22 protein-coding genes and 4 pseudogenes are annotated in these 17,357 nt (G+C 56.0%); 14 read left to right on the top strand and 12 right to left on the bottom strand.

What is annotated here, in order from left to right:
• Positions 1 to 307 precede the first annotated feature (307 nt).
• On the bottom strand, positions 308 to 1,855 hold the full coding sequence (locus tag IF199_RS10585; RefSeq protein ID WP_192560319.1) for a vWA domain-containing protein: 1,548 nt from the start codon (positions 1,853 to 1,855) through the stop codon (positions 308 to 310).
• Positions 1,856 to 2,060: 205 nt separating this feature from the next.
• Here IF199_RS10585 and rtcR point away from each other — a divergent pair, with 205 nt between their 5' ends.
• Positions 2,061 to 3,680: an RNA repair transcriptional activator RtcR gene (rtcR, locus tag IF199_RS10580; protein ID WP_192560318.1), complete on the top strand. Its 1,620-nt coding sequence runs from the start codon at positions 2,061 to 2,063 to the stop codon at positions 3,678 to 3,680.
• Complete coding sequence (locus tag IF199_RS10575) at positions 3,655 to 3,864, top strand: hypothetical protein (protein ID WP_192560317.1); 210 nt, start codon at positions 3,655 to 3,657, stop codon at positions 3,862 to 3,864. The genes rtcR and IF199_RS10575 overlap by 26 nt, the downstream gene beginning before the upstream one ends.
• Before the next feature lie 52 nt (positions 3,865 to 3,916).
• Here the strand turns inward: IF199_RS10575 and IF199_RS10570 are convergent, their stop codons facing one another.
• Positions 3,917 to 4,306, bottom strand: coding sequence for a hypothetical protein (locus tag IF199_RS10570; RefSeq protein ID WP_192560316.1), 390 nt, complete (start codon positions 4,304 to 4,306; stop codon positions 3,917 to 3,919).
• 337 nt (positions 4,307 to 4,643) lie between these two features.
• On the opposite strand from IF199_RS10570, the gene IF199_RS10565 reads away from it, so the two are divergent.
• Entirely contained in the window at positions 4,644 to 4,973 is a 330-nt protein-coding gene (locus IF199_RS10565) for a hypothetical protein (RefSeq protein WP_192560315.1), read from the top strand.
• A gap of 87 nt (positions 4,974 to 5,060) precedes the next feature.
• On the opposite strand, the pseudogene IF199_RS30570 reads toward IF199_RS10565, so the two are convergent.
• Positions 5,061 to 5,358: pseudogene (locus tag IF199_RS30570) on the bottom strand (hypothetical protein); the annotation flags it as partial.
• An 80-nt stretch (positions 5,359 to 5,438) separates the two neighbouring features.
• On the opposite strand from IF199_RS30570, the gene IF199_RS10560 reads away from it, so the two are divergent.
• From IF199_RS10560 to IF199_RS30340, 3 genes and pseudogenes are all read left to right on the top strand, one after another.
• Positions 5,439 to 5,783 carry a hypothetical protein gene (locus tag IF199_RS10560; RefSeq protein WP_192560314.1) on the top strand — a complete coding sequence of 115 codons (345 nt, stop codon included), beginning with the start codon at positions 5,439 to 5,441 and terminating at the stop codon, positions 5,781 to 5,783.
• Positions 5,780 to 6,312: pseudogene (locus IF199_RS10555) on the top strand (siphovirus Gp157 family protein). Before IF199_RS10560 ends, IF199_RS10555 begins: the two are co-directional and overlap by 4 nt.
• A gap of 213 nt (positions 6,313 to 6,525) precedes the next feature.
• Entirely contained in the window at positions 6,526 to 6,726 is a 201-nt protein-coding gene (locus IF199_RS30340) for a hypothetical protein (protein WP_244142454.1), read from the top strand.
• 99 nt (positions 6,727 to 6,825) lie between these two features.
• Here the strand turns inward: IF199_RS30340 and IF199_RS10545 are convergent, their stop codons facing one another.
• Together IF199_RS10545 and IF199_RS10540 are read right to left on the bottom strand one after the other, a co-directional pair.
• The gene (locus tag IF199_RS10545; RefSeq protein ID WP_192560313.1) at positions 6,826 to 7,341 is read right to left on the bottom strand and encodes a hypothetical protein; all 516 of its coding nucleotides are present in this window, start codon (positions 7,339 to 7,341) and stop codon (positions 6,826 to 6,828) included.
• Between the two features lie 130 nt (positions 7,342 to 7,471).
• Positions 7,472 to 7,660: a hypothetical protein gene (locus tag IF199_RS10540; RefSeq protein ID WP_192560312.1), complete on the bottom strand. Its 189-nt coding sequence runs from the start codon at positions 7,658 to 7,660 to the stop codon at positions 7,472 to 7,474.
• A gap of 81 nt (positions 7,661 to 7,741) precedes the next feature.
• Here IF199_RS10540 and IF199_RS10535 point away from each other — a divergent pair, with 81 nt between their 5' ends.
• Complete coding sequence (locus IF199_RS10535; protein WP_192560311.1) at positions 7,742 to 8,074, top strand: hypothetical protein; 333 nt, start codon at positions 7,742 to 7,744, stop codon at positions 8,072 to 8,074.
• On the opposite strand, the gene IF199_RS10530 is transcribed toward IF199_RS10535, so the two are convergent.
• Positions 8,029 to 8,586, bottom strand: coding sequence for a hypothetical protein (locus IF199_RS10530; RefSeq protein ID WP_192560310.1), 558 nt, complete (start codon positions 8,584 to 8,586; stop codon positions 8,029 to 8,031). The two genes, IF199_RS10535 and IF199_RS10530, sit on opposite strands and share 46 nt — an antisense overlap.
• Before the next feature lie 867 nt (positions 8,587 to 9,453).
• Here IF199_RS10530 and IF199_RS10525 point away from each other — a divergent pair.
• The 7 genes and pseudogenes from IF199_RS10525 to IF199_RS10500 all read left to right on the top strand — a co-directional run.
• A pseudogene (locus IF199_RS10525) lies at positions 9,454 to 9,655 on the top strand (hypothetical protein); the annotation flags it as partial.
• A 141-nt stretch (positions 9,656 to 9,796) separates the two neighbouring features.
• Complete coding sequence (locus IF199_RS30335; RefSeq protein WP_244142479.1) at positions 9,797 to 10,120, top strand: hypothetical protein; 324 nt, start codon at positions 9,797 to 9,799, stop codon at positions 10,118 to 10,120.
• Positions 10,042 to 11,174 (top strand): annotated as a pseudogene (locus tag IF199_RS10520) (tyrosine-type recombinase/integrase). The gene IF199_RS30335 and the pseudogene IF199_RS10520 overlap by 79 nt, the downstream one beginning before the upstream one ends.
• A gap of 288 nt (positions 11,175 to 11,462) precedes the next feature.
• Positions 11,463 to 11,846, top strand: coding sequence for a DUF1214 domain-containing protein (locus IF199_RS10515; RefSeq protein ID WP_192560309.1), 384 nt, complete (start codon positions 11,463 to 11,465; stop codon positions 11,844 to 11,846).
• Positions 11,847 to 12,087: 241 nt separating this feature from the next.
• The gene (locus tag IF199_RS10510) at positions 12,088 to 12,420 is read left to right on the top strand and encodes a hypothetical protein (RefSeq protein WP_192560308.1); all 333 of its coding nucleotides are present in this window, start codon (positions 12,088 to 12,090) and stop codon (positions 12,418 to 12,420) included.
• A gap of 16 nt (positions 12,421 to 12,436) precedes the next feature.
• A complete protein-coding gene (locus tag IF199_RS10505) occupies positions 12,437 to 12,658 on the top strand; it encodes a hypothetical protein (RefSeq protein WP_244142453.1) in 222 nt (73 codons plus the stop codon).
• Positions 12,659 to 13,097: 439 nt separating this feature from the next.
• Positions 13,098 to 14,030, top strand: a complete 933-nt coding sequence (locus IF199_RS10500) for a hypothetical protein (RefSeq protein WP_192560307.1) — start codon at positions 13,098 to 13,100, stop codon at positions 14,028 to 14,030.
• Positions 14,031 to 14,135: 105 nt separating this feature from the next.
• On the opposite strand, the gene IF199_RS10495 is transcribed toward IF199_RS10500, so the two are convergent.
• From IF199_RS10495 to IF199_RS10470, 6 genes are all read right to left on the bottom strand, one after another.
• Positions 14,136 to 14,645: a lysis system i-spanin subunit Rz gene (locus IF199_RS10495; protein WP_192560932.1), complete on the bottom strand. Its 510-nt coding sequence runs from the start codon at positions 14,643 to 14,645 to the stop codon at positions 14,136 to 14,138.
• On the bottom strand, positions 14,645 to 15,193 hold the full coding sequence (locus IF199_RS10490; RefSeq protein WP_192560306.1) for a glycoside hydrolase family 19 protein: 549 nt from the start codon (positions 15,191 to 15,193) through the stop codon (positions 14,645 to 14,647). The genes IF199_RS10495 and IF199_RS10490 overlap by 1 nt, the downstream gene beginning before the upstream one ends.
• Positions 15,194 to 15,253: 60 nt before the next feature.
• Entirely contained in the window at positions 15,254 to 15,619 is a 366-nt protein-coding gene (locus IF199_RS10485; RefSeq protein ID WP_192560305.1) for a phage tail protein, read from the bottom strand.
• Positions 15,616 to 15,951 carry a hypothetical protein gene (locus IF199_RS10480; RefSeq protein ID WP_192560304.1) on the bottom strand — a complete coding sequence of 112 codons (336 nt, stop codon included), beginning with the start codon at positions 15,949 to 15,951 and terminating at the stop codon, positions 15,616 to 15,618. The genes IF199_RS10485 and IF199_RS10480 overlap by 4 nt, the downstream gene beginning before the upstream one ends.
• Positions 15,951 to 16,565 (bottom strand): hypothetical protein, encoded by a 615-nt coding sequence (locus tag IF199_RS10475; protein WP_192560303.1) that lies wholly within the window; start codon positions 16,563 to 16,565, stop codon positions 15,951 to 15,953. The genes IF199_RS10480 and IF199_RS10475 overlap by 1 nt, the downstream gene beginning before the upstream one ends.
• 63 nt (positions 16,566 to 16,628) lie before the next feature.
• The gene (locus IF199_RS10470) at positions 16,629 to 17,354 is read right to left on the bottom strand and encodes a hypothetical protein (protein ID WP_192560302.1); all 726 of its coding nucleotides are present in this window, start codon (positions 17,352 to 17,354) and stop codon (positions 16,629 to 16,631) included.
• Positions 17,355 to 17,357: the final 3 nt, after the last annotated feature.

Below are 17,357 nucleotides of genomic sequence, written 5' to 3'. Positions count from 1 at the left end.
TTAGCGACAAGGTTGGGTGAAACATGCAGCGCGCTCTACCGCTGAGCTACGACCTTTCGGCCGACGGGATTCGAACCCGTGCCCACGCTGTCCTGTAGTTCCACCGGCATTCGCCGGGCAAATTCAAAAAAAGGTGGCACGACAAAGATTGATGACTGTTGCGCGTCGCCGCGCACCGGGGTTAACCGGCCTCAGATGTACAGCCATCGGCATTCGTGCCGTCACGCGCACTGACAAGGGTTTGATGAGACGTCTTGGATGTAGTCCCATCGGCATTCAGTGCCCGTGACAAATCAATTATTCAGCTTCATTCCATACGTTCGATCGCTTCGACCCAGTGCTGCGGGCCGTACCGGCCGGCAGTGAATTGCTCGATCACATCAAACACCGCGTCACTGAAACCGCCGACATTCAGGATGTCGTCGCGATCCGCCGCCGGCGTCGCCCAACCCGGCTGAAGGTCGATGCAGATCAGGCGTGCTTGCGGGTTGAGCCGCTTTATCCGCTCCCATTGCAGCATCGTTTCACTCGCCCCTCGACGTCGCGCATCGATCCAGGATTCGTTGTCCGACACCATGATCAGCGTATCGACTTTGGCCTTGCTGTCCGCCAGCTTCTTCAGCGGCGCCGAACAGCAGGTTCCACCACCGAAAATGCCCGCAAGCTTTTCGGCATTGCTGATCACACTGTCCCGCGGGTTGAGCGTGATATCCACCACGTCGACCTCGAACGGCATCACTCGTGCAGCCGGCTGCTTGCGCAACACCGCCGCCGCGATCAACGCCGCCACATCGATGCAGCGCACCGCCGTGGTCGCGCCCTGCCGGTATCCGGTCAGCGGGCTGCCCATCGAGCCGGAGACGTCCGGGCAGACCACCACCGCGCCTTCAATCTTCGGCACATTGCTCAACGACAACTCAAGTGCATCTTGCAGCGCTTCGCGTATCGGCGCCGGAATGTCATCACCGATCATTCGATACGCCGTCAGCAACTGGTACGGGTACACCCGCGCCCTGGCGACTGCTTCGGGATCCGCCAACCGCGCGGCCACGTATTCGGTGCAACCCGGCACTTCAAAAGCACCATGGCGCGCCAGGGTGTTGAGGTTGATGCGAAGCCCCTGCCAGCCCATGTTTCGCGCTTGAGCAGCCCACTGCTCTTTGCTCAGGGTTTCATTGCCGAGCAATTGAAAAGGCACCTCTGGCACCTGATCACTTGCACCACTGCGGAACGCCAGCAGATCGCGGGTCAGTTCCGGCAATGCCTGCACATCCACAGGTTTGCCGATCAGCCAGGCGAAGAATGCTTCGCGCCAGACTTCGGAAGGCTTGGGATGAACCATTTTCACCACGTCCGCCAACGAGGGCTGATTGCCGATCGACGCTTGCAGCAGTTGCCGCTCGGTCGCGCTGTTCAGCCAGTTCTGCACCAGCCGCTTGGGCTGCGAGCCGAGGGATTTGCGCCCCGTGGCACCACTGCGCAGGATCTGTACGAAGTTGCGCAGCATCTTGCCACTGTCGACGATCCCTCCGAACACCTCCGGTACCAGCACCGAACGCTGGGCGGTCAGCGCCGCCAACAACAAGGCCGGCATGTCTTTCATATGGCCCTTTTGGCGGGCGTATATTGCGGCGTTGGCCACAAAACGGCTGTCCAGTTCAGCCACCAGCTTCAACACCTGATCCAGCTGGTTTTCAGCCGTTGCGTAAAAGGTCTGGTTCAGACAACCGGTCACTGCCAACTGGGCCAATTGATGCTTGGGCGTATAGGCATAGGCCGCAGCTCCTGAAGCATTCACGGTATCGCACGCCGGCAGGTTGTTCGATTGTGTGTTGAAGAGGTTGAAATTGGCCATCGTGGCGTCTCGCTGTGTTGTCCTGTTCGTTGCAAGAGGTATTGCAGCCGCCGTGCCAGCTTTGAAAAAAACATCAGAAAATAATTTAAATATTTGATTTATATAGATATTTATTTTTATTTCGATGATCTCATAACGTTAAGCACGACAAACCGATTCGCCGAACACTATCATTGAATATCGTCTTTTATCTTTTGAGATAGCCATGCAAAACAAGCGCACTGTTGCCATCGGTTTTATCGGAGCAACCCTCGATCGCGTGGGCAAAGGTGCCAATCGCTGGAACCACTGGCGCCCGAGCGTGGGCCTGTGCCAGCAGCCGGATGTGTTGATTCATCGACTGGAACTGATTCACGGCACAGACGCCCGAGACGCCAGCCTTGCCGAGCGAGTTCGCCAAGACATTCGTCAGGTATCGCCTGAAACCGAGGTCTGCCTGCACCCGATGGCGCTGCGCAACCCGTGGGATTTCGAAGAGGTTTATGGCGCGCTGCACGACTTCACCACCGAATACACCTTCGATACCGAACGCGAGGACTATCTGGTCCACATCACCACCGGCACCCATGTGGCGCAAATCTGCTGGTTCCTGCTGACCGAGGCGCGCTACCTGCCGGCACGACTGATCCAGACCTCCCCCGCCCGCCGCAAGAGCGAAGATGAGCCGGCCACCGGCACTCACGCGCTGATCGATCTCGACCTGTCGCGCTATGATCGCATTGCCACTCGCTTTACCAACAAGCGCCTCGAAGGCCTGGAGTTTCTCAAATCCGGCATCGCCACACGCAACGCCGCGTTCAACCGCTCCATCGAACAGATCGAACGCGTCGCCGTGCGCTCGAAAGCGCCGATGTTGCTGATCGGCCCGACCGGAGCCGGCAAATCCTTCCTCGCTCGACGGATCTATGAGCTCAAGCGCGGCCGCCATCACATGCAAGGACGCTTCGTTGAAGTGAACTGCGCCACTCTGCGCGGCGACGGCGCGATGTCCGCCCTGTTCGGCCACGTCAAAGGCGCCTTCACCGGCGCGCAAAATGCCCGCGACGGCCTGCTACGCGCCGCCGACGGCGGTATGTTGTTTCTTGACGAAATCGGCGAACTGGGCGCAGACGAACAAGCCATGCTGCTCAAGGCCATTGAAGAGAAGCGCTTCTTCCCGCTCGGCTCGGACAAGGAAGTCGACAGTGACTTCCTGATCATTGCCGGCACTCACCGCGACCTGCGCAGTCGGGTCGCCGAAGGCCTGTTCCGGGAAGACCTGTACGCACGAATAAATCTTTGGACATTTGATCTGCCCGGCCTGGCCGGCCGTCGAGAAGACATCGAACCCAACATCGATTTCGAGCTCGAGCGCCACGCACGGGAGCACGGTCAGTTGGTACGTTTCAACCTTGAAGCGCGCAGGCGCTATCTGGCCTTTGCCAGTTCACGCGAAGCGGCGTGGCTGGGCAACTTTCGCGAACTTTCGGCCTCGATCACACGCATGGCAACACTGGCCGACAGCGGCCGAATTGATGAAGCGCAAGTGCAGGAAGAAATTGATCGACTTCGTTATGCCTGGGGACTGAAGCAACCGGCAGGAGTGACGGACGATTTGCCGGGAGACGCCGAAGGCATGGACCTGTTTGACCGATTGCAATTGAAGGCCGTACTGGCAGTGTGCAGAGAGTCAGATAGCTTGTCGGATGCGGGCAGACGCTTGTTCGGCGTGTCCCGCCAGGCGAAGGCGCAGCCCAATGATGCGGACCGATTGAGAAAGTATCTGGGACGGTTTGGGATTGAATGGAGCCAGGTGACCGATGCCAAAGAATCAGCCGCAAATTAAAACGGCAGCAACCGCTGCCGAAATAGAACGCTCTATCCAGACCCTGAACAAAATGGCGGAACGCCTTTGGGGTGACGGACGCGAGGCCGAAGCCAAGGCACTCCTTGATGCGCTGGATGCGTTGAATCGGGCACTCGACAGAATCAGGATTGGAGAAAGTCGCAGGGCTGCGACGCTCCATTAAGATGAACACCAGGACAGTCAACAGAACTTGGGACAATCCACAACAGCATGAATCACTTGCGCTCGGAAGATCGGCCGATTTCCTCGCGAGTCGGCATGGTCCAGTCCGAAGCGCGCCGCTCATAAATAGAGTCTTCGCGTTTATGGCCGTCGTAGCCGAACATCAGTAAGTACAATCCAAACGCTGTTGCCGCCAATATCGCCCTGCCAACCGGGCTGGCATCTTTAGCTAAACCACCCGGCCCAATGGCTACCCAACCGCCCCGCAGGTAAGCGAAGACGGCCTGCATAAACCAAGCTTGCATCGCCAGAGACAGCCAGAACAGACTCCATTCTCCCGTGTAGCGCACGAAGGCATTTACCAGAGATCCTGCAACCATCAAGGTTAGTATCAAGTAGCGGAAACGCTTTAGGAAAATCAGGCTGTTGCTCGTGTGCTCCATCCCTTTCATCGTCTCCAGATTAACTACAACGAACTGCCGGCATCATCCGAGTTCCTGATATCGACCGATTCGAGCCGCCCCTGTATCACCAGCCAACAGCACAAGCTGTTGCAGTGACCCAAAGAAAACGTAAAGCCCAGCGGCGTCGTTGAGTACCGTTCGTCCTGACCGAGGAACCGGATCCTATTCCTCGTCTACACCTGTCAGATATGCCTTCAACGCTAATTCAGAAATGGGAAATTCGAGCGGCGTCAGGCACTCCATTCGGTGGCATACGAAGCGCCATACGGAACAGCAGTACCTCAAGCTTCGAGTTTCATTTCTCAAGGAATAGAAAATGACGATTAAAAGCAAAGACTGGTACGCATGGCTGAACACAATGCCACCAAAACCTGATGACTTCCATGTAGTTGGCGATGTTGAAGTTGCCAATCCTGGAGTCAAGGCCTTCCTTGTCAGACGATCCCCTCAAGGTATTGTCGCGGAAGCACTGATATTGGATTTGCATTTGGCCCAACGACCAGGAAACTGGATTCAACAAATAAGCTGGACACAAGCCAGGTTTGATCAGGTCATAACCCCGAGCTCGCCAATCTACAAAACGGTTGAAATATTCTACGGAGGGGAACGCATTGCGTTTATTGAGCATATTGGACACGTCTCCTGACTGATTCGCATAGAACCAGTTGAGTCGTAATGCTTAGCCGCGATCGGCTGACCGTCAGGATCAGTCGGTCGCTCTGATTGGACACTAGCCTCGGCGCTGGGCCTCGGACGCACGGGTACAGCCAATCGCGCTCAGCTCGGTCGCCTGTCGCCATAGCGGCGCTGCTGATCCAGGTCGGCGAACGGAATGACGTCAGTGTCGTAGTTGTTGGCAGGGTTGTCGTCGCTGACCAGGGCCCGGGTGTATCGGTTTTCGCCGAGGCGCTGCCGTAGGAGAACTTGCCGTCGATGACGCTGGCCCTCGTGAAGACATAATCGAAGTCTTGCGCGCGCGGCATGTCAGCCTGCACCACCAACTGGCCCTGCGCCCAGTACGTCACACACCTTTCATTACTCAGAACAAATTCGGAAGCATCAGCACTGACTTCGATGCCCCGAAAAAATCCCTTATTGATGCGATCGGCAAGTGCCTGAGCCAGTTGGGCTTATCCGCCGATGTTCGCCTGGGTTTTTACGACGACTTTCATTCCGTCAACGAGCGCTGGGTGAAGCCGAAATCGAGCGCGCCGAGGACAAGATCGAAGCGAAAAAGCGTCTGGCTGTTGAGTACCGTGAGTGGCTGGCCGACACGCTCCGCCTGATCGGCACCGCACAGTCACTCAACGAGTTGGAGCAGCTCTACAAATCGGCTATGCGCAAACTGGACTTGCGCAAAACCGATCCAGAGCTCGCAGCCCACAAACTCAAATTCACCCGCGCCAAGGAAGCCTGCAAAGCAGACCTTGAAGACGCTATGGAAGGTGCAGCATGACTGACCTCTACAAACGGAATGAGCAGATAGCTGCACTCGCGGCCTTGGCTATCCAAGACACCATGGATGGCATCAAGGGTGAGTTCGAAGTGAAGGCCGACAGCATCGTCATGCCGCGCCGGAACATCGAAGGTGACATCGACGCCATCGAAAAGGAGGTCGACCGCCTGAACGAGCTCAAACGCATCAAGAAAAACACCGTGGGCCAGCTCAGTGATTACCTTCGCCAAAACATGGAGGCCGCAGACATCAAGTCGATCAAACGACCGCTGTTCACCATCACGCTCGCACTCTCGCCCGAGAAGGTTATCGTCGACAATGAACAAATCGTGCCCGATGAGTTTGTCTCGTTGAAGAGCGTGATTACACCTGACAAAAAATTATCGCCGTCCGGCTCAAGGAAATCCGCGATCACAACGATGCTGTGCGCAACCGCATAGAAGCCGGCGAAGACGCGGAGCATGAACTGCTACAGGAACCGGCCTGGGCGCACCTTGAGCGCGGCGAAAGCTCGATCCGGATCAAGTGAAGGAAGCAGCGTGAGACGAACCATCAACCGAACGGCCACGCGCCGCAGACAGACCTGGCTGGACTTGCCGGCCAGCGGAGTTGGACAGGTAGGCCATGGCCAAGACTGGAAAAGAGCGATCAGCGAAGGCCGCCGAGAAGCGGATCAAGTACGACGAGAAGGAACTCGGGGCACCGGTTACGGCTGGGCACAAGGCAGAAGCTTGAAGAACTGATGGCCTGGAACGATATCGAGGAAATGAGCGAAGCCGTGCAGAACCTGATTCTCAATGTTCATGCGCTCGGGCCAACGCTGTCTTACCAAGCGATTCAGAGTCCGCGCCACAAAGTACAAATAAGCGAAACCGTGGCGCGGATGTTTCAAAAGAAGAGCGTGGCCGAGTTGAAACGAGATCCTGGCGATGATGATCACTAGATGGAAAATTCGCCCAAAAATTCAGATGCACGATTTCTCTACTAAAGAATAATTTTGACCATCAGCAAATTTACTCCGACTAAAACTACCTTCCAGCCATTACTGCTGAAGGGGCGGAAGCTTTATTGTAGACCTGAGTGGGACCATGGCATCACGAGTTATTGAACCATCTACTTCTTTTACTGTAGCAGCTCCACTCCCGTAGACATCGGCGGTCAGAATATAGCACTGATCTATAGCTTTCCCTCTTGCAACACCAATACTGCCGCTATCAGCAAAAACCTTGACTAAATCTCTTTTTTGCTGAGCAGTCAGCTCCAAGCCTTTTACTTTATCAAGAACCTCTGCAGATTTCAGAGTACCTGACTCGTCAAATTTGAAAGACGAATTAGCAACAGTTAACTCTGTAACACAGTGCGTATATACAGCCATAATCTCGGGCAAACATATACCGACATCAGCATCTCTATAATAATAGACGCTGTACCCTGCATTACACTTATGGGTATTAGAGTCTTCGCCGAGCACAGCTACTTGTCTCGGCAAGATATATGAGCAACCAGATAGAAAAATCAGTGAGCAGATTGTCGCGAAAACAAACATTCCATATCTCATCTTCTTCACTCCTACAAGGATGATGGCCTAAGAATACTACTAGGCCATCACTACTATAGATCAACCTGACTGAATCGCCTCGGCGAGAGCTTTTTTTCTAACTGTTGCTCCTAACACGCGACCGTAAGCTTCAGACAACGCCGGGCAGATTAGTGAACAGGTCTACCCAATCCAAATAGGTTGCGAGATCGATGATCTGACGCAGGCAGATGACCATCTCCAGCTTCACTGCGTCGTCCGGCAGCCCTATCCGTTTTAGCATCGTTTTAGCGTCCTCTTCGATCGCCGCTAGCGCATCTACATCGCTCTGCAACCTCATGTCAGCCTCCTGCCAATGTGAGTTGAGGCATAGATACACCACCTGGTGACGTACCGCCCAGCGGAATCGAAGAGGTAGGCCATGGCCAAGAGCAACGCGGAACGCTCAGAGAAAGCCGCGGCGAAGAGGAAGAGCCGCGGCGAAGAAGAGATCAGGCTTCACTGCCTGCCCGGTACGCGCCAAGCCCTTGCTGAGCTGATAGCTTGGAGCGGCATCGAGGAACAGGGCGAGGCGATCACGCTGATGATTCACCACCTGCACGGCCTTGGCCCTGGCGGCGCCCTTCCCCTGCTCACCCCGCCGCGACACAGATACGTGATACCCGAAAACGTGTCGCGGATTTTTCACCACAAAAGCATGTTGATGATTCAGCAAGACCCTGGAGATGAAGTGCTATCGCCGAGTTTGAGCTGACTAAGCGCCTGCCGATAGTTAACTGTAGCCGAGCCATCGAAGTAGCTGATCCAGAAGCGCCAAACATCACCGGCAACACGGCACATGTCATAGAGTTCGCCATCAAGCGCAAGCATGTGGATTTGAAAGACCTCAAATTGCCCTTCTTGGTCGTATTCTGGATCTCTCGGTCTGGTTCTCGCCTCTTGGATACGCTTCATTTCGTGCTTGGCGTCGTTGGCGAAATGCCGGCAGGCATGGAGCTTGAGCCCGACGTCTTTATCAAAATTCACTATCAAATCCATGAATTTGTTGCCGCCATCCAGCCCATGAAGCGGAGCGACCTTATCCGCCTGATGGTTAAGTAAAAGCGCAACGCATAGAAGCCTTCGGTATACGCAAAGCAGATGCCTCACCTCCGGCTGAAGATCCTTCTGATATTCAGTCCAGAACTCTTCGTATGCTTGAGCGGACAAATCCCGCCAGTAGCCTCGCGCGTCATCAAGAAGTAATTCTGCCACAGACATCTCCATTTCCGGCTCCATGCCGGGCCGAACACAAATACCCCACTTCTACGGATCACGCCAGCCAGCGAATGCCCGGACGACCCGCGCTACAAGGCGATCGGGAACAGCAAGGCAGTGCCCTGCGTTCGCTGGATCGGCCGGCGCATCCTCAAACAGATCAATCCTTGAGATTGGTGTCGGACTCAATAAGCGGTTGAGGATCACCTTGCTCACGCTTCAGTCGCATCCAATCCCTGGTACGGACTACGTTGAAAACCCAAAGATCTCGGTAAAAAAAGTGAAGAGCTGTTCCCGAGATGCGATACCAGCCGCACCCCTCACAGTCCACCAACTTACCGCCATTTGCGATTGGCACATCGGTCGCCGGTTCGTTGCAGACAAAACAATTCATAACGCATCTCCGTTGACTGATCGCTGAACTGTAGCTGATCCCTCTCCACCCTCCACCGCCCCGGCATAGGACGCCCCATGCCCACAGAAAACAAACCGGCCGATCCGCTGCCGACATTGGCGACCGGCTCCGCGCTTGACGCTTCGACATGGACCGACTTCGTCGAACGCCTCCGTTATCACTGCAACGGTGCCGGCGTTAAATGGCACCACACTGCGGCCGCGATTTTCACGGTGCAGACCAAGCGAATCGATTACGGCTACGAGATCGACTACGCGGAAGGTCGAGTTGTCTGCCTGGAAGATCAGCGGTGGTTCAGTCCGAAAGAATACTGGAACGACCTCGACGACGAGGAGCGCGCAGAAATCGACCAGGATCTGATGTGGGAGCGGGCTTACGGCTTCATGGATCTGGACGAGGACGACCAGTGGGAATATCTCGCCAAGTGCGATGACCACACCGTCACCGGCTGGAACAAGCGCTGGGGCCAGCGCTTCTGGGATATCGGCCGCGAGGAGCGCGGACTCCATAGAGCTCGTCGCCGCACTGAAGCTCACCCGCGAGAACCTGCGCGCCTGCCAAGCAACTATCCATCTCGCCGGCGGGCTCGATCCCGCCTACGTGAACGACGCTCAAGCTGCAATGTCGGTCGCCGACGCAGTCTTAGCCAAGGCCGGCGCATAACCCATCACCACCTTCTGCCGCCACGCGCGGCATGGAGCATCACCATTAAACTGCCCCATCAGGGGAAAAGGATGCCGTATGGGCGCACAAAAATTGCAGCCACGCTTTATCCGGGCCGGCGAGGCGCCTGCCTACTTGAGCATGAATTTGCCTTTGTTTAACGAAATCGTCAGGCCGTTCGTAAATGAGTTCCCGATCGGGGAACGTGGTGTCGGCTTCGATCGTCAGGAGCTTGATGCGTGGGCATCGTCTTACGTGGCGGCCAAGGCAATTGATAAAAAGGGCGCGACGGAGCAACAATTGCTCCGCAGCGAGCGCCAGAAAGGAGAAACACAATGGCGCGAAAAACGGTCACAGGCCTCTCCCAAAGGAACGGTCTCTGGCATATCGACAAGAAAATCAACGGCGAAAGACTTTACGAATCTACTGGAACAAGTGACCGACAAGAAGCGGAGCGTTACCTGATACACCGACTGGAGCAGATTAGGCAGGAGAAGGTCTACGGCGTTCGGCAGGTCAGAACGTGGCGGGACGCGGCGATGCGCTTCTTGGTCGAATTTAAGGATCAGCCTTCGATCAAGCTTTCGGCTCACCACCTTTCACAGCTGGACGAATTCATCGGCGACATGCCGCTAACCCATATTGATGACCAGGCCCTCGGGCCTTTCATTAAAGACAGGCTGGCGACCAAGACGCTGCCGGATGGCAAGGTGAAGAAAGGTGTGAGTAACAGGACGGTGAACATCTCGATCGAGCGTGTGGTTCGGGTTTTGTCGTTGTGTGCAAGGAAGTGGCGCGATGAAGAGCGGCGGCCATGGCTGGATAGCGTGCCAATGCTAACGAAGCTGGAAGAGAAGAAATCGAGCCGCAAGCCCTATCCGATGTCGTGGGAGGAGCAGTCGATTCTTTTCGGGGAATTGCCGGCCCACTTGCAGACGATGGCGCTTTTCAAGGTGAACACCGGCTGTCGAGAGCAGGAAGTTTGCAAGCTGAGGTGGGACTGGGAGATTTCGGTGCCGGAGCTCGGTGCCAGTGTGTTCCTAATCCCGGCTGACTTTGGCGGCAGACACGAACGGTCTGGCGTAAAGAATGGCGACGAGCGCCTGGTGGTGCTGAACAGTGTTGCCAAGTCGATCATTGATCAGCAGCGCGGCCTGAGCAAGGAATGGGTTTTTCCTTACAACGGCAACGCAATGCAATGCATCGGATGAACGACTCGGCTTGGAAGAAGGCGCGAGTGAGAGCGGCGAAACTCTGGCAGGAGGAAAACCTTCGCCCCGCTCACCCTGGCTATCTGTCGATCAGGATTCACGACTTGAAACACACGTTTGGCCGTCGCCTTCGAGCGGCGGGCGTAACCGAAGAAGACCGAAAGGCCCTTCTTGGTCACAAGAACGGCAGCATCACCAGTCACTATTCGGGCGCTGAGCTCGGACATCTGATTGAGGCTGCAAACATGGTATCAGCAACCGATTCACGTGGGCCGGTTCTGACAATCTTGAAGAGGAAGCAGGCGTGAGAAATGGAGAAGTCACGCAAATGTCACGCACATGAAAAAGGCCAACGCTGTAAACATTGGCCTAAGTCATTGAATTATATGGTCGGGACGGAGTGATTCGAACACTCGACCCCTAGCACCCCATGCTGGGGACTGAAGTGACCTAACTAGATGATTTAAAAGGACAATAGCCCGATACATGCATGACAAAAAATCCGCTTTTTTGTGCTTATGCAAACGGAAACGCGCGGCCTCCAGAGAAGGTTTTGCGCAAGTTTTGTCTTGTGAGGACGTGACGAGTTTCAGAGCATGTACCCCATTTACGATAAGGACGCGTCGGGTCAACCCCTCGATGGCAGCCAGCACAAGTACACACTGAAGTTCGCAAAGGGTCAGCAACCGCCGGTGCAAGCCTTCTGGTCGTTGACGATGTACGACCTGCCAAAGCAATTGCTTGTGGATAATGCGATCAACCGCTACTTGATCAACTCGCCGATGCTACCGAATCTGACTAAGGATGCGGATGGCGGACTCACTCTCTACATACAGCATGAGTCGCCGGGCAAAGACAAAGAGGCGAACTGGCTGCCGGCACCCGATGGATCATTTATGGTGACGATGCGCTACTACTGGCCGAAACCGGAATTGTTGTCCGGGAAATGGCACTCACCCCTGATCGAGCAAGTGAAGTAGTCGTCGCCAGCGGGCAATACCGTATGGAATGGTCGGCTAATTAACGTAGCTGCCGCTCGCGAACGCGTGAGCCGACGGCGTTACGAGTATCGCCGTTTATGTTCAAAAGGCCCCCAAACCTTGACCTGGTACGAGGGCCTTTCTATTGGGCCACGGAAACCACCACCGCCTGGATTGATCTGCCATTGTCCTGCCGTCTGGTTGGACACATTGATCGCCTTTAGCATTAGGAACGTTGCGCATGTCTTACACCTATGACGGTTTGGCGAGCGTTGCCGTGCTGGCCCTGTATCGCGGCCGCCCCACAAACAAACAGACCACATTTGAGCTGGCTGTTCGAGTTATCAAGGTCGCCCCAAAACGTTTTCGCGTTGAGTTCGCTCACTACCTGCAAGGCCCCCAGGAAGCCAACACCCTCCAGGTGATGTTGCCGGATGGAATGCTGTTGCAGGGCCCGATTATTGATGGCAGCAATGAACCAGCCGGCGGCTGGCTGCTGATCAATGTCGAGCCTCACGAGCTGCCGAATGAGCCGCGGACGCGCGTCGGCAGGAGGATGCACAGTGACCGGTGAAGGTATTCAGTAAGAGGTGTTGCGCGCCCTGGTCGAACAGCACGCGGTGCGCGAATGCCTGGAAGCAAAGGTCGACGGTGGTCTCGATTGGGGCTTGTCGATTCGACTGGGCAGTAGTGGCGCCAGCTGGATGCCGGTGCGCTCGCGACGTGAGACGTTGCGCACCTGGGCCAGCCTCACGGCGGTCGGACGCTTTGCCGACAACGTGGGGCTACGGGGATTTAGTGTGGAACTGTGACTTCGGTGCCAGCTATCAGCCACATCCGGTACGGACTCAGTGATCTAGCCCGCCCCTATTAATCGGGTGTCGCCACTGACTGCTTGGATAGGGATTCGAACCCCTTCCTAACTCCTTCGGGGCCGCTTTAGCCCATGACCTCCTCTTCCAACCTGGATCAGATGCCCGCGAAGAACTGCGCGCCGTTGAAGCGAAGCTATGTAGATAGAATGGCGCTGATTTTTTATTTTCTACATTGCACCAGTACCGATGCTAGGCTTTATACGAAATGTATCAGCGCTCGGGGATGCTGTTTTGAAGACAGACTGGGAATACTAAATTACAACTCGTGAGCTTCGACTCCTCGCCTGTTTTTGCCTTACCTGACCGTCGCTCAAAAAAAAATATAACACTTAGCATTATCGGGCCAGCCAGGCTGACTAGACATAAAGGGCGTATCATGGGAAAAGAATTGCATTATCAGATGCTGCAACGATTGAATCGCCAGAAGCAAATTACAGATGCTAATGCGGCTCGTGATCGTCTTCGTCGAAAATACGAGTCAAGGAAGTATCAAGAGTCCCAAGCAAAGCCTCCTTATGCACCTGATGACGCTGAGCGGGCAGCTTATGAAAATATTCGACACCCACCTACCAACATAGCATTTATGAACGAAACGTTGGCGTACAATTACGTGGTGATACCACCTACGGCATTGCTGACAGGGGAAGAGTTGTTATTGTTTCGAAGTGACACTCGAGTACCAGCGTGTGTTTTCGAGACGGGCTTTAGTCCGCGCAATCCTCACAATGACCACCCTCGCCCTATATATCGAACAGAACAAGCTGATATCCATCCACCCTCTACCGTGTGTTTGACACGGGACCTTACAGTGGCAGCCTTATTACCCGCAAAAGTACCGGGCCAGCCGACTCCCGAGAGCGTAACCTACGTATATCTCGTTGCATGTTCCAACTATTATGATACTCACAGTCTGCAAGCTGATATCGGGTTCAGTCGCAACAGCGTGGGTCGTAACCCCTCGCAAGCGCAATCATTGATATACGCCCACGAGGTTGCCACAATGAATGTCGCTCCCGACGATGTGCTGGCGGCGGCCAGAATATCGCGAAGCTGGCATGGAAATTCGTTTATGGATGGGTGCACTTTTTATTTCCTGCATTGGTATTACAACGAACACTCAGTCAAGACCCTTGCATATAAGCATCAGTTGGACATCGTAAAAAGAGGACTGGAAAAAGAGAGCTCATTCAAGTCCCCCCGTCCCGCTTTATACAACCTTAAAAATCATGGTTACACGTACCCCCTTGAGGAAACTAATGATGACGAAGAAGGAGTTGGCGGGGGATCGCTCGGGAATTTGTTTGACTGAAACGCTCCACATCCGACTTGAAAAGAAGTCAGTCTCGCAGCTTCCCAAGCTGATAGGGACGGCGGTCGATCCGGATGCTGACGCATCCGGACCGGCCGCTCTTTTTCACTTCGGTGTTGAGACTTCTTTGGCGTATTCCTGACAGGCCGCGAGGGCAATCAGCCCCCGGTCGCCGTCATTGGTGACGCCGATAATTCGTTGAGCATGCGCCGGGTCAAGTTCGGCTCGTACGGGGCCATGAACCACGCTGCCGGCGCTGGTGGTGGCAGGCACTGAACAGCCGCCGGCTGAACCCGCATCGAGGAGGACTGACAGCCGCAAATCAGAAGTGGCAAGGCGATCGCGCAGGCGATCCTGGTTCTTTTGAGCATCGCTCAGTTCCTTGTAGTGGGTTTGCTCGCTGGCTGACAGGCGCTGCTCCAGCGCCAGCCGCTTGTCCTGCTCGGCCTGCCGGGCTGTGGCGGCGGCCAGGGTCAGCTGATTGAGGGTTTCGGTGTGCTGCCGCGCCTGCTCCGCCAACTGTTTCCCGTAGCGCCAGTCCTGAAGCTGCCAGGCGCCGCCGGCGCCGGCGAACACCAGCACCAGCGCGCCGATCGTTTTCCACGGAACGGCGATCACGCCAGCACCCTCAGTGCTTTCTCATAGAAAGCTTGGCGCTCGCCAGCACCGTTCGGTGTGCGTCCGCGCCGGCCGGTGTTGATGATGCTACCGATATTCGCGTTGTCACCGGCATCGGCCAACGTGTTCAGGCCGTGCGCGGCCCACCACCAGGCTGCCGACATCGCCGCATGTTGCGGCAGCTCCAGCAGCTCAGGCTGGTTGATCAGGTCCAGGCCCAGCGCCTCGCCGCACGCGGCGTAGTTCGTCCGACCGGTGATCTGGATCAGACCACGACCACAGTACTTCCGGCCGTCACCCGCCGCGGTATTACCCAGGTCTTTGCGACCTTCGTATCCGCGCTGGGCATCCGTCGGCCCCCAGATCTCGCGCACCCAGCGCAATTGGCCGGATTCATGACCGGTTTGGGCGATGAACGCGGCAACGCGCTTGGTGCCAACAATTTGGTAACGCTGCATCGCCGTATTGAGGGCAGGTGCAAAAACGCCGGCTCGTTGGCCGGCGTTCGGGAGGATCTGCAGCAACTGCTGCTGAGTGATCGGCATAGGTTTCTCCAGGCAAAAAAATACCCGCTCAATGGCGGGTGCGTCGTGCGGCTATTGAATTCAGGCGAGATCGGCAGCCACTGTCTGTGGGTCGGCCACAATTACGGGAGCTTTCGGCTCGGTGGGCCATACCGGCGCCGCATACCAGCCCGGCTGAACCGTGACTTTGCCCAAGGCAAACTTGTAGTTTTTCCACGCCTTCACGTTGACCAGTAACGCGGACTGCTCGGCTTCATCCTCGGGTGTCGCCTCGCCTGCGTCGATGCCGTAACCGATGGTGTCGATGCGCTCCTGAATGCGGGAGATCTGCGCCAGCGCTCGGGTGTTTCGAGAGGACAGCTCGACTTTGGCTGCCGACAGCTGAGCGGCCTGCTCGGCGGCGTCCTTCATTGATTTGGTGATGAGCTGGGACCAGTCGATGTTCATGCTTCAAACCCTCCGACCTGCACTGTATCGGGTGCAGGCAACGGCTGCGGCAAGGCCACTGGCCCATCCTGAACATTCAGCAGCGGCTCGGGGAACGCCTGCTCCTGGCTGAAATTGACCGGCAATGGAAGAAGCAGTGTCAGCTCAAGCTCACCCGCGACGTTTTCCACCGGGCCTACAAACCACTCTGACTTCACGGCACCGAGAGGAAGCGTGTCCCCGGGCGACATTGCCGAGAAGTCGAAAGCCTCGCCGTTTATCGTGAGCACCGCACCAGCGCGCGACATCGACAAGGTGTCATCACGACGCTGGGGGGAAAGGTTGATTTTCATTATTTCCACCGCCCTGAGGCAAAAAAGAAACAGTTGAAGGATCCGGTATAGACGCCGCCCGCAGGGTCGAACACCAAAAACGAACCAAGCGTGGCAGACGTTGCGTCAGCCGGTGAGGTGGTCGTGAACTTACCCGCAGCCCTTGCCCCCATAAACACCACGGGCGTCGACGCAAAACCTACGGGGTAAGCCCAGTTCTGCGTACCAACGATGCCGCCGCCATACCCTGAGTTCATCGCGATAGAGAGCCCAGTGATGAGCAGCCAGCAAAACATCGTGCCGTCCGCAAGCTTTGTGTATTGCCCGTTCGCAGTCGATCCGGACTCAATAATGGCGCCAGTGGGAATACCGCCTGACTGCGACACGGTTCCCACAATTGCCGCAACGGCGGCCGATCCAAGGCCAAGCCCGGCGCGCGCAGTGGCTTGAGTTGTTCCGCCAGTGCCGCCTTGCGCCAGAGGTAGCGTTGCGGGAAGTGCCATGGGGTTACCGCTTGCACCAAGTGCGGCATAAAGCTCGTCGAAGTTGCTCTGCGTTTTTGTGAACGCGCTTCGAGGTGTATCGCCACCCGCTCCCGTGGGAGCCGTCCCGAGCTGAATCGTCTGTTTACTCATGCGATTACTCAAATTTTGGTCAATAAAAAACCCGCCTCGGCGGGTCGTTGTACTGTCGATCTTCTACAGTGCACGCATAGGTCGTGCGGCAAAAGTTGTCCGACCATTCTTGTCGGAGCCCGCTTCAGTTCCCAGCAACGCGCCCATATACCCATTCAGTGTGTTGCGCACTCCCGCATGAAACCCACAAGGCGTTTCCCGGGCAGTGTTGCCGTTGTAGTTTTTCCCACCCAGTAAGGTGGAAGCGAGAAAATAGTCGTCATAGGAGCCGGTCCAGGGCATTTGGAAACCACTCCAATAGACACCCGAAACTGAACCACCTCGATTATCCAGCGACCATCCCTCGTTAACGGGCAAGCCGGTCATCACCAGCAGGTTGTCCGCCCCCACGAAGATCTGCTCACCGGCCGCATTACGCAGTCGCAAGTCGTATTCATTGGGTGGTGAGGTTGAGCGGAATGTCGCCACCAACCACCGCCCGCTGCAATCGGAACTGTTGAACGGCGCCATCAGGTGCAGCTTGAAATAGAAGCCTGTCCAGTTCCCCGGCCCACCCATCTGGACCAGTGAGTGATACATCCCTTGGTCGTTCGGGTTGAGAAAAACATGAGGTGCATCGGTCGTGGTGATTGGCGCCGGATAAGTGATAACTGCTTGGGTGATTGTGACGGGTGCCGTCGGCGGTTTTCCGATCGTGTAAGTGCCGGACCCGGCCACATTCAGAACCTTGTTATCGCTGTCGATCTGGAAGAAGTTCTGACCATTGCGCGATCTGAATCCATAGTCCATGCC

Source organism: Pseudomonas allokribbensis, assembly GCF_014863605.1.
GTDB classification, from domain to species: domain Bacteria; phylum Pseudomonadota; class Gammaproteobacteria; order Pseudomonadales; family Pseudomonadaceae; genus Aquipseudomonas; species Aquipseudomonas allokribbensis.
The sequence above is the reverse complement of the archived record's forward strand: the minus strand, read 5'-3'. Positions and strand labels throughout refer to the sequence as shown.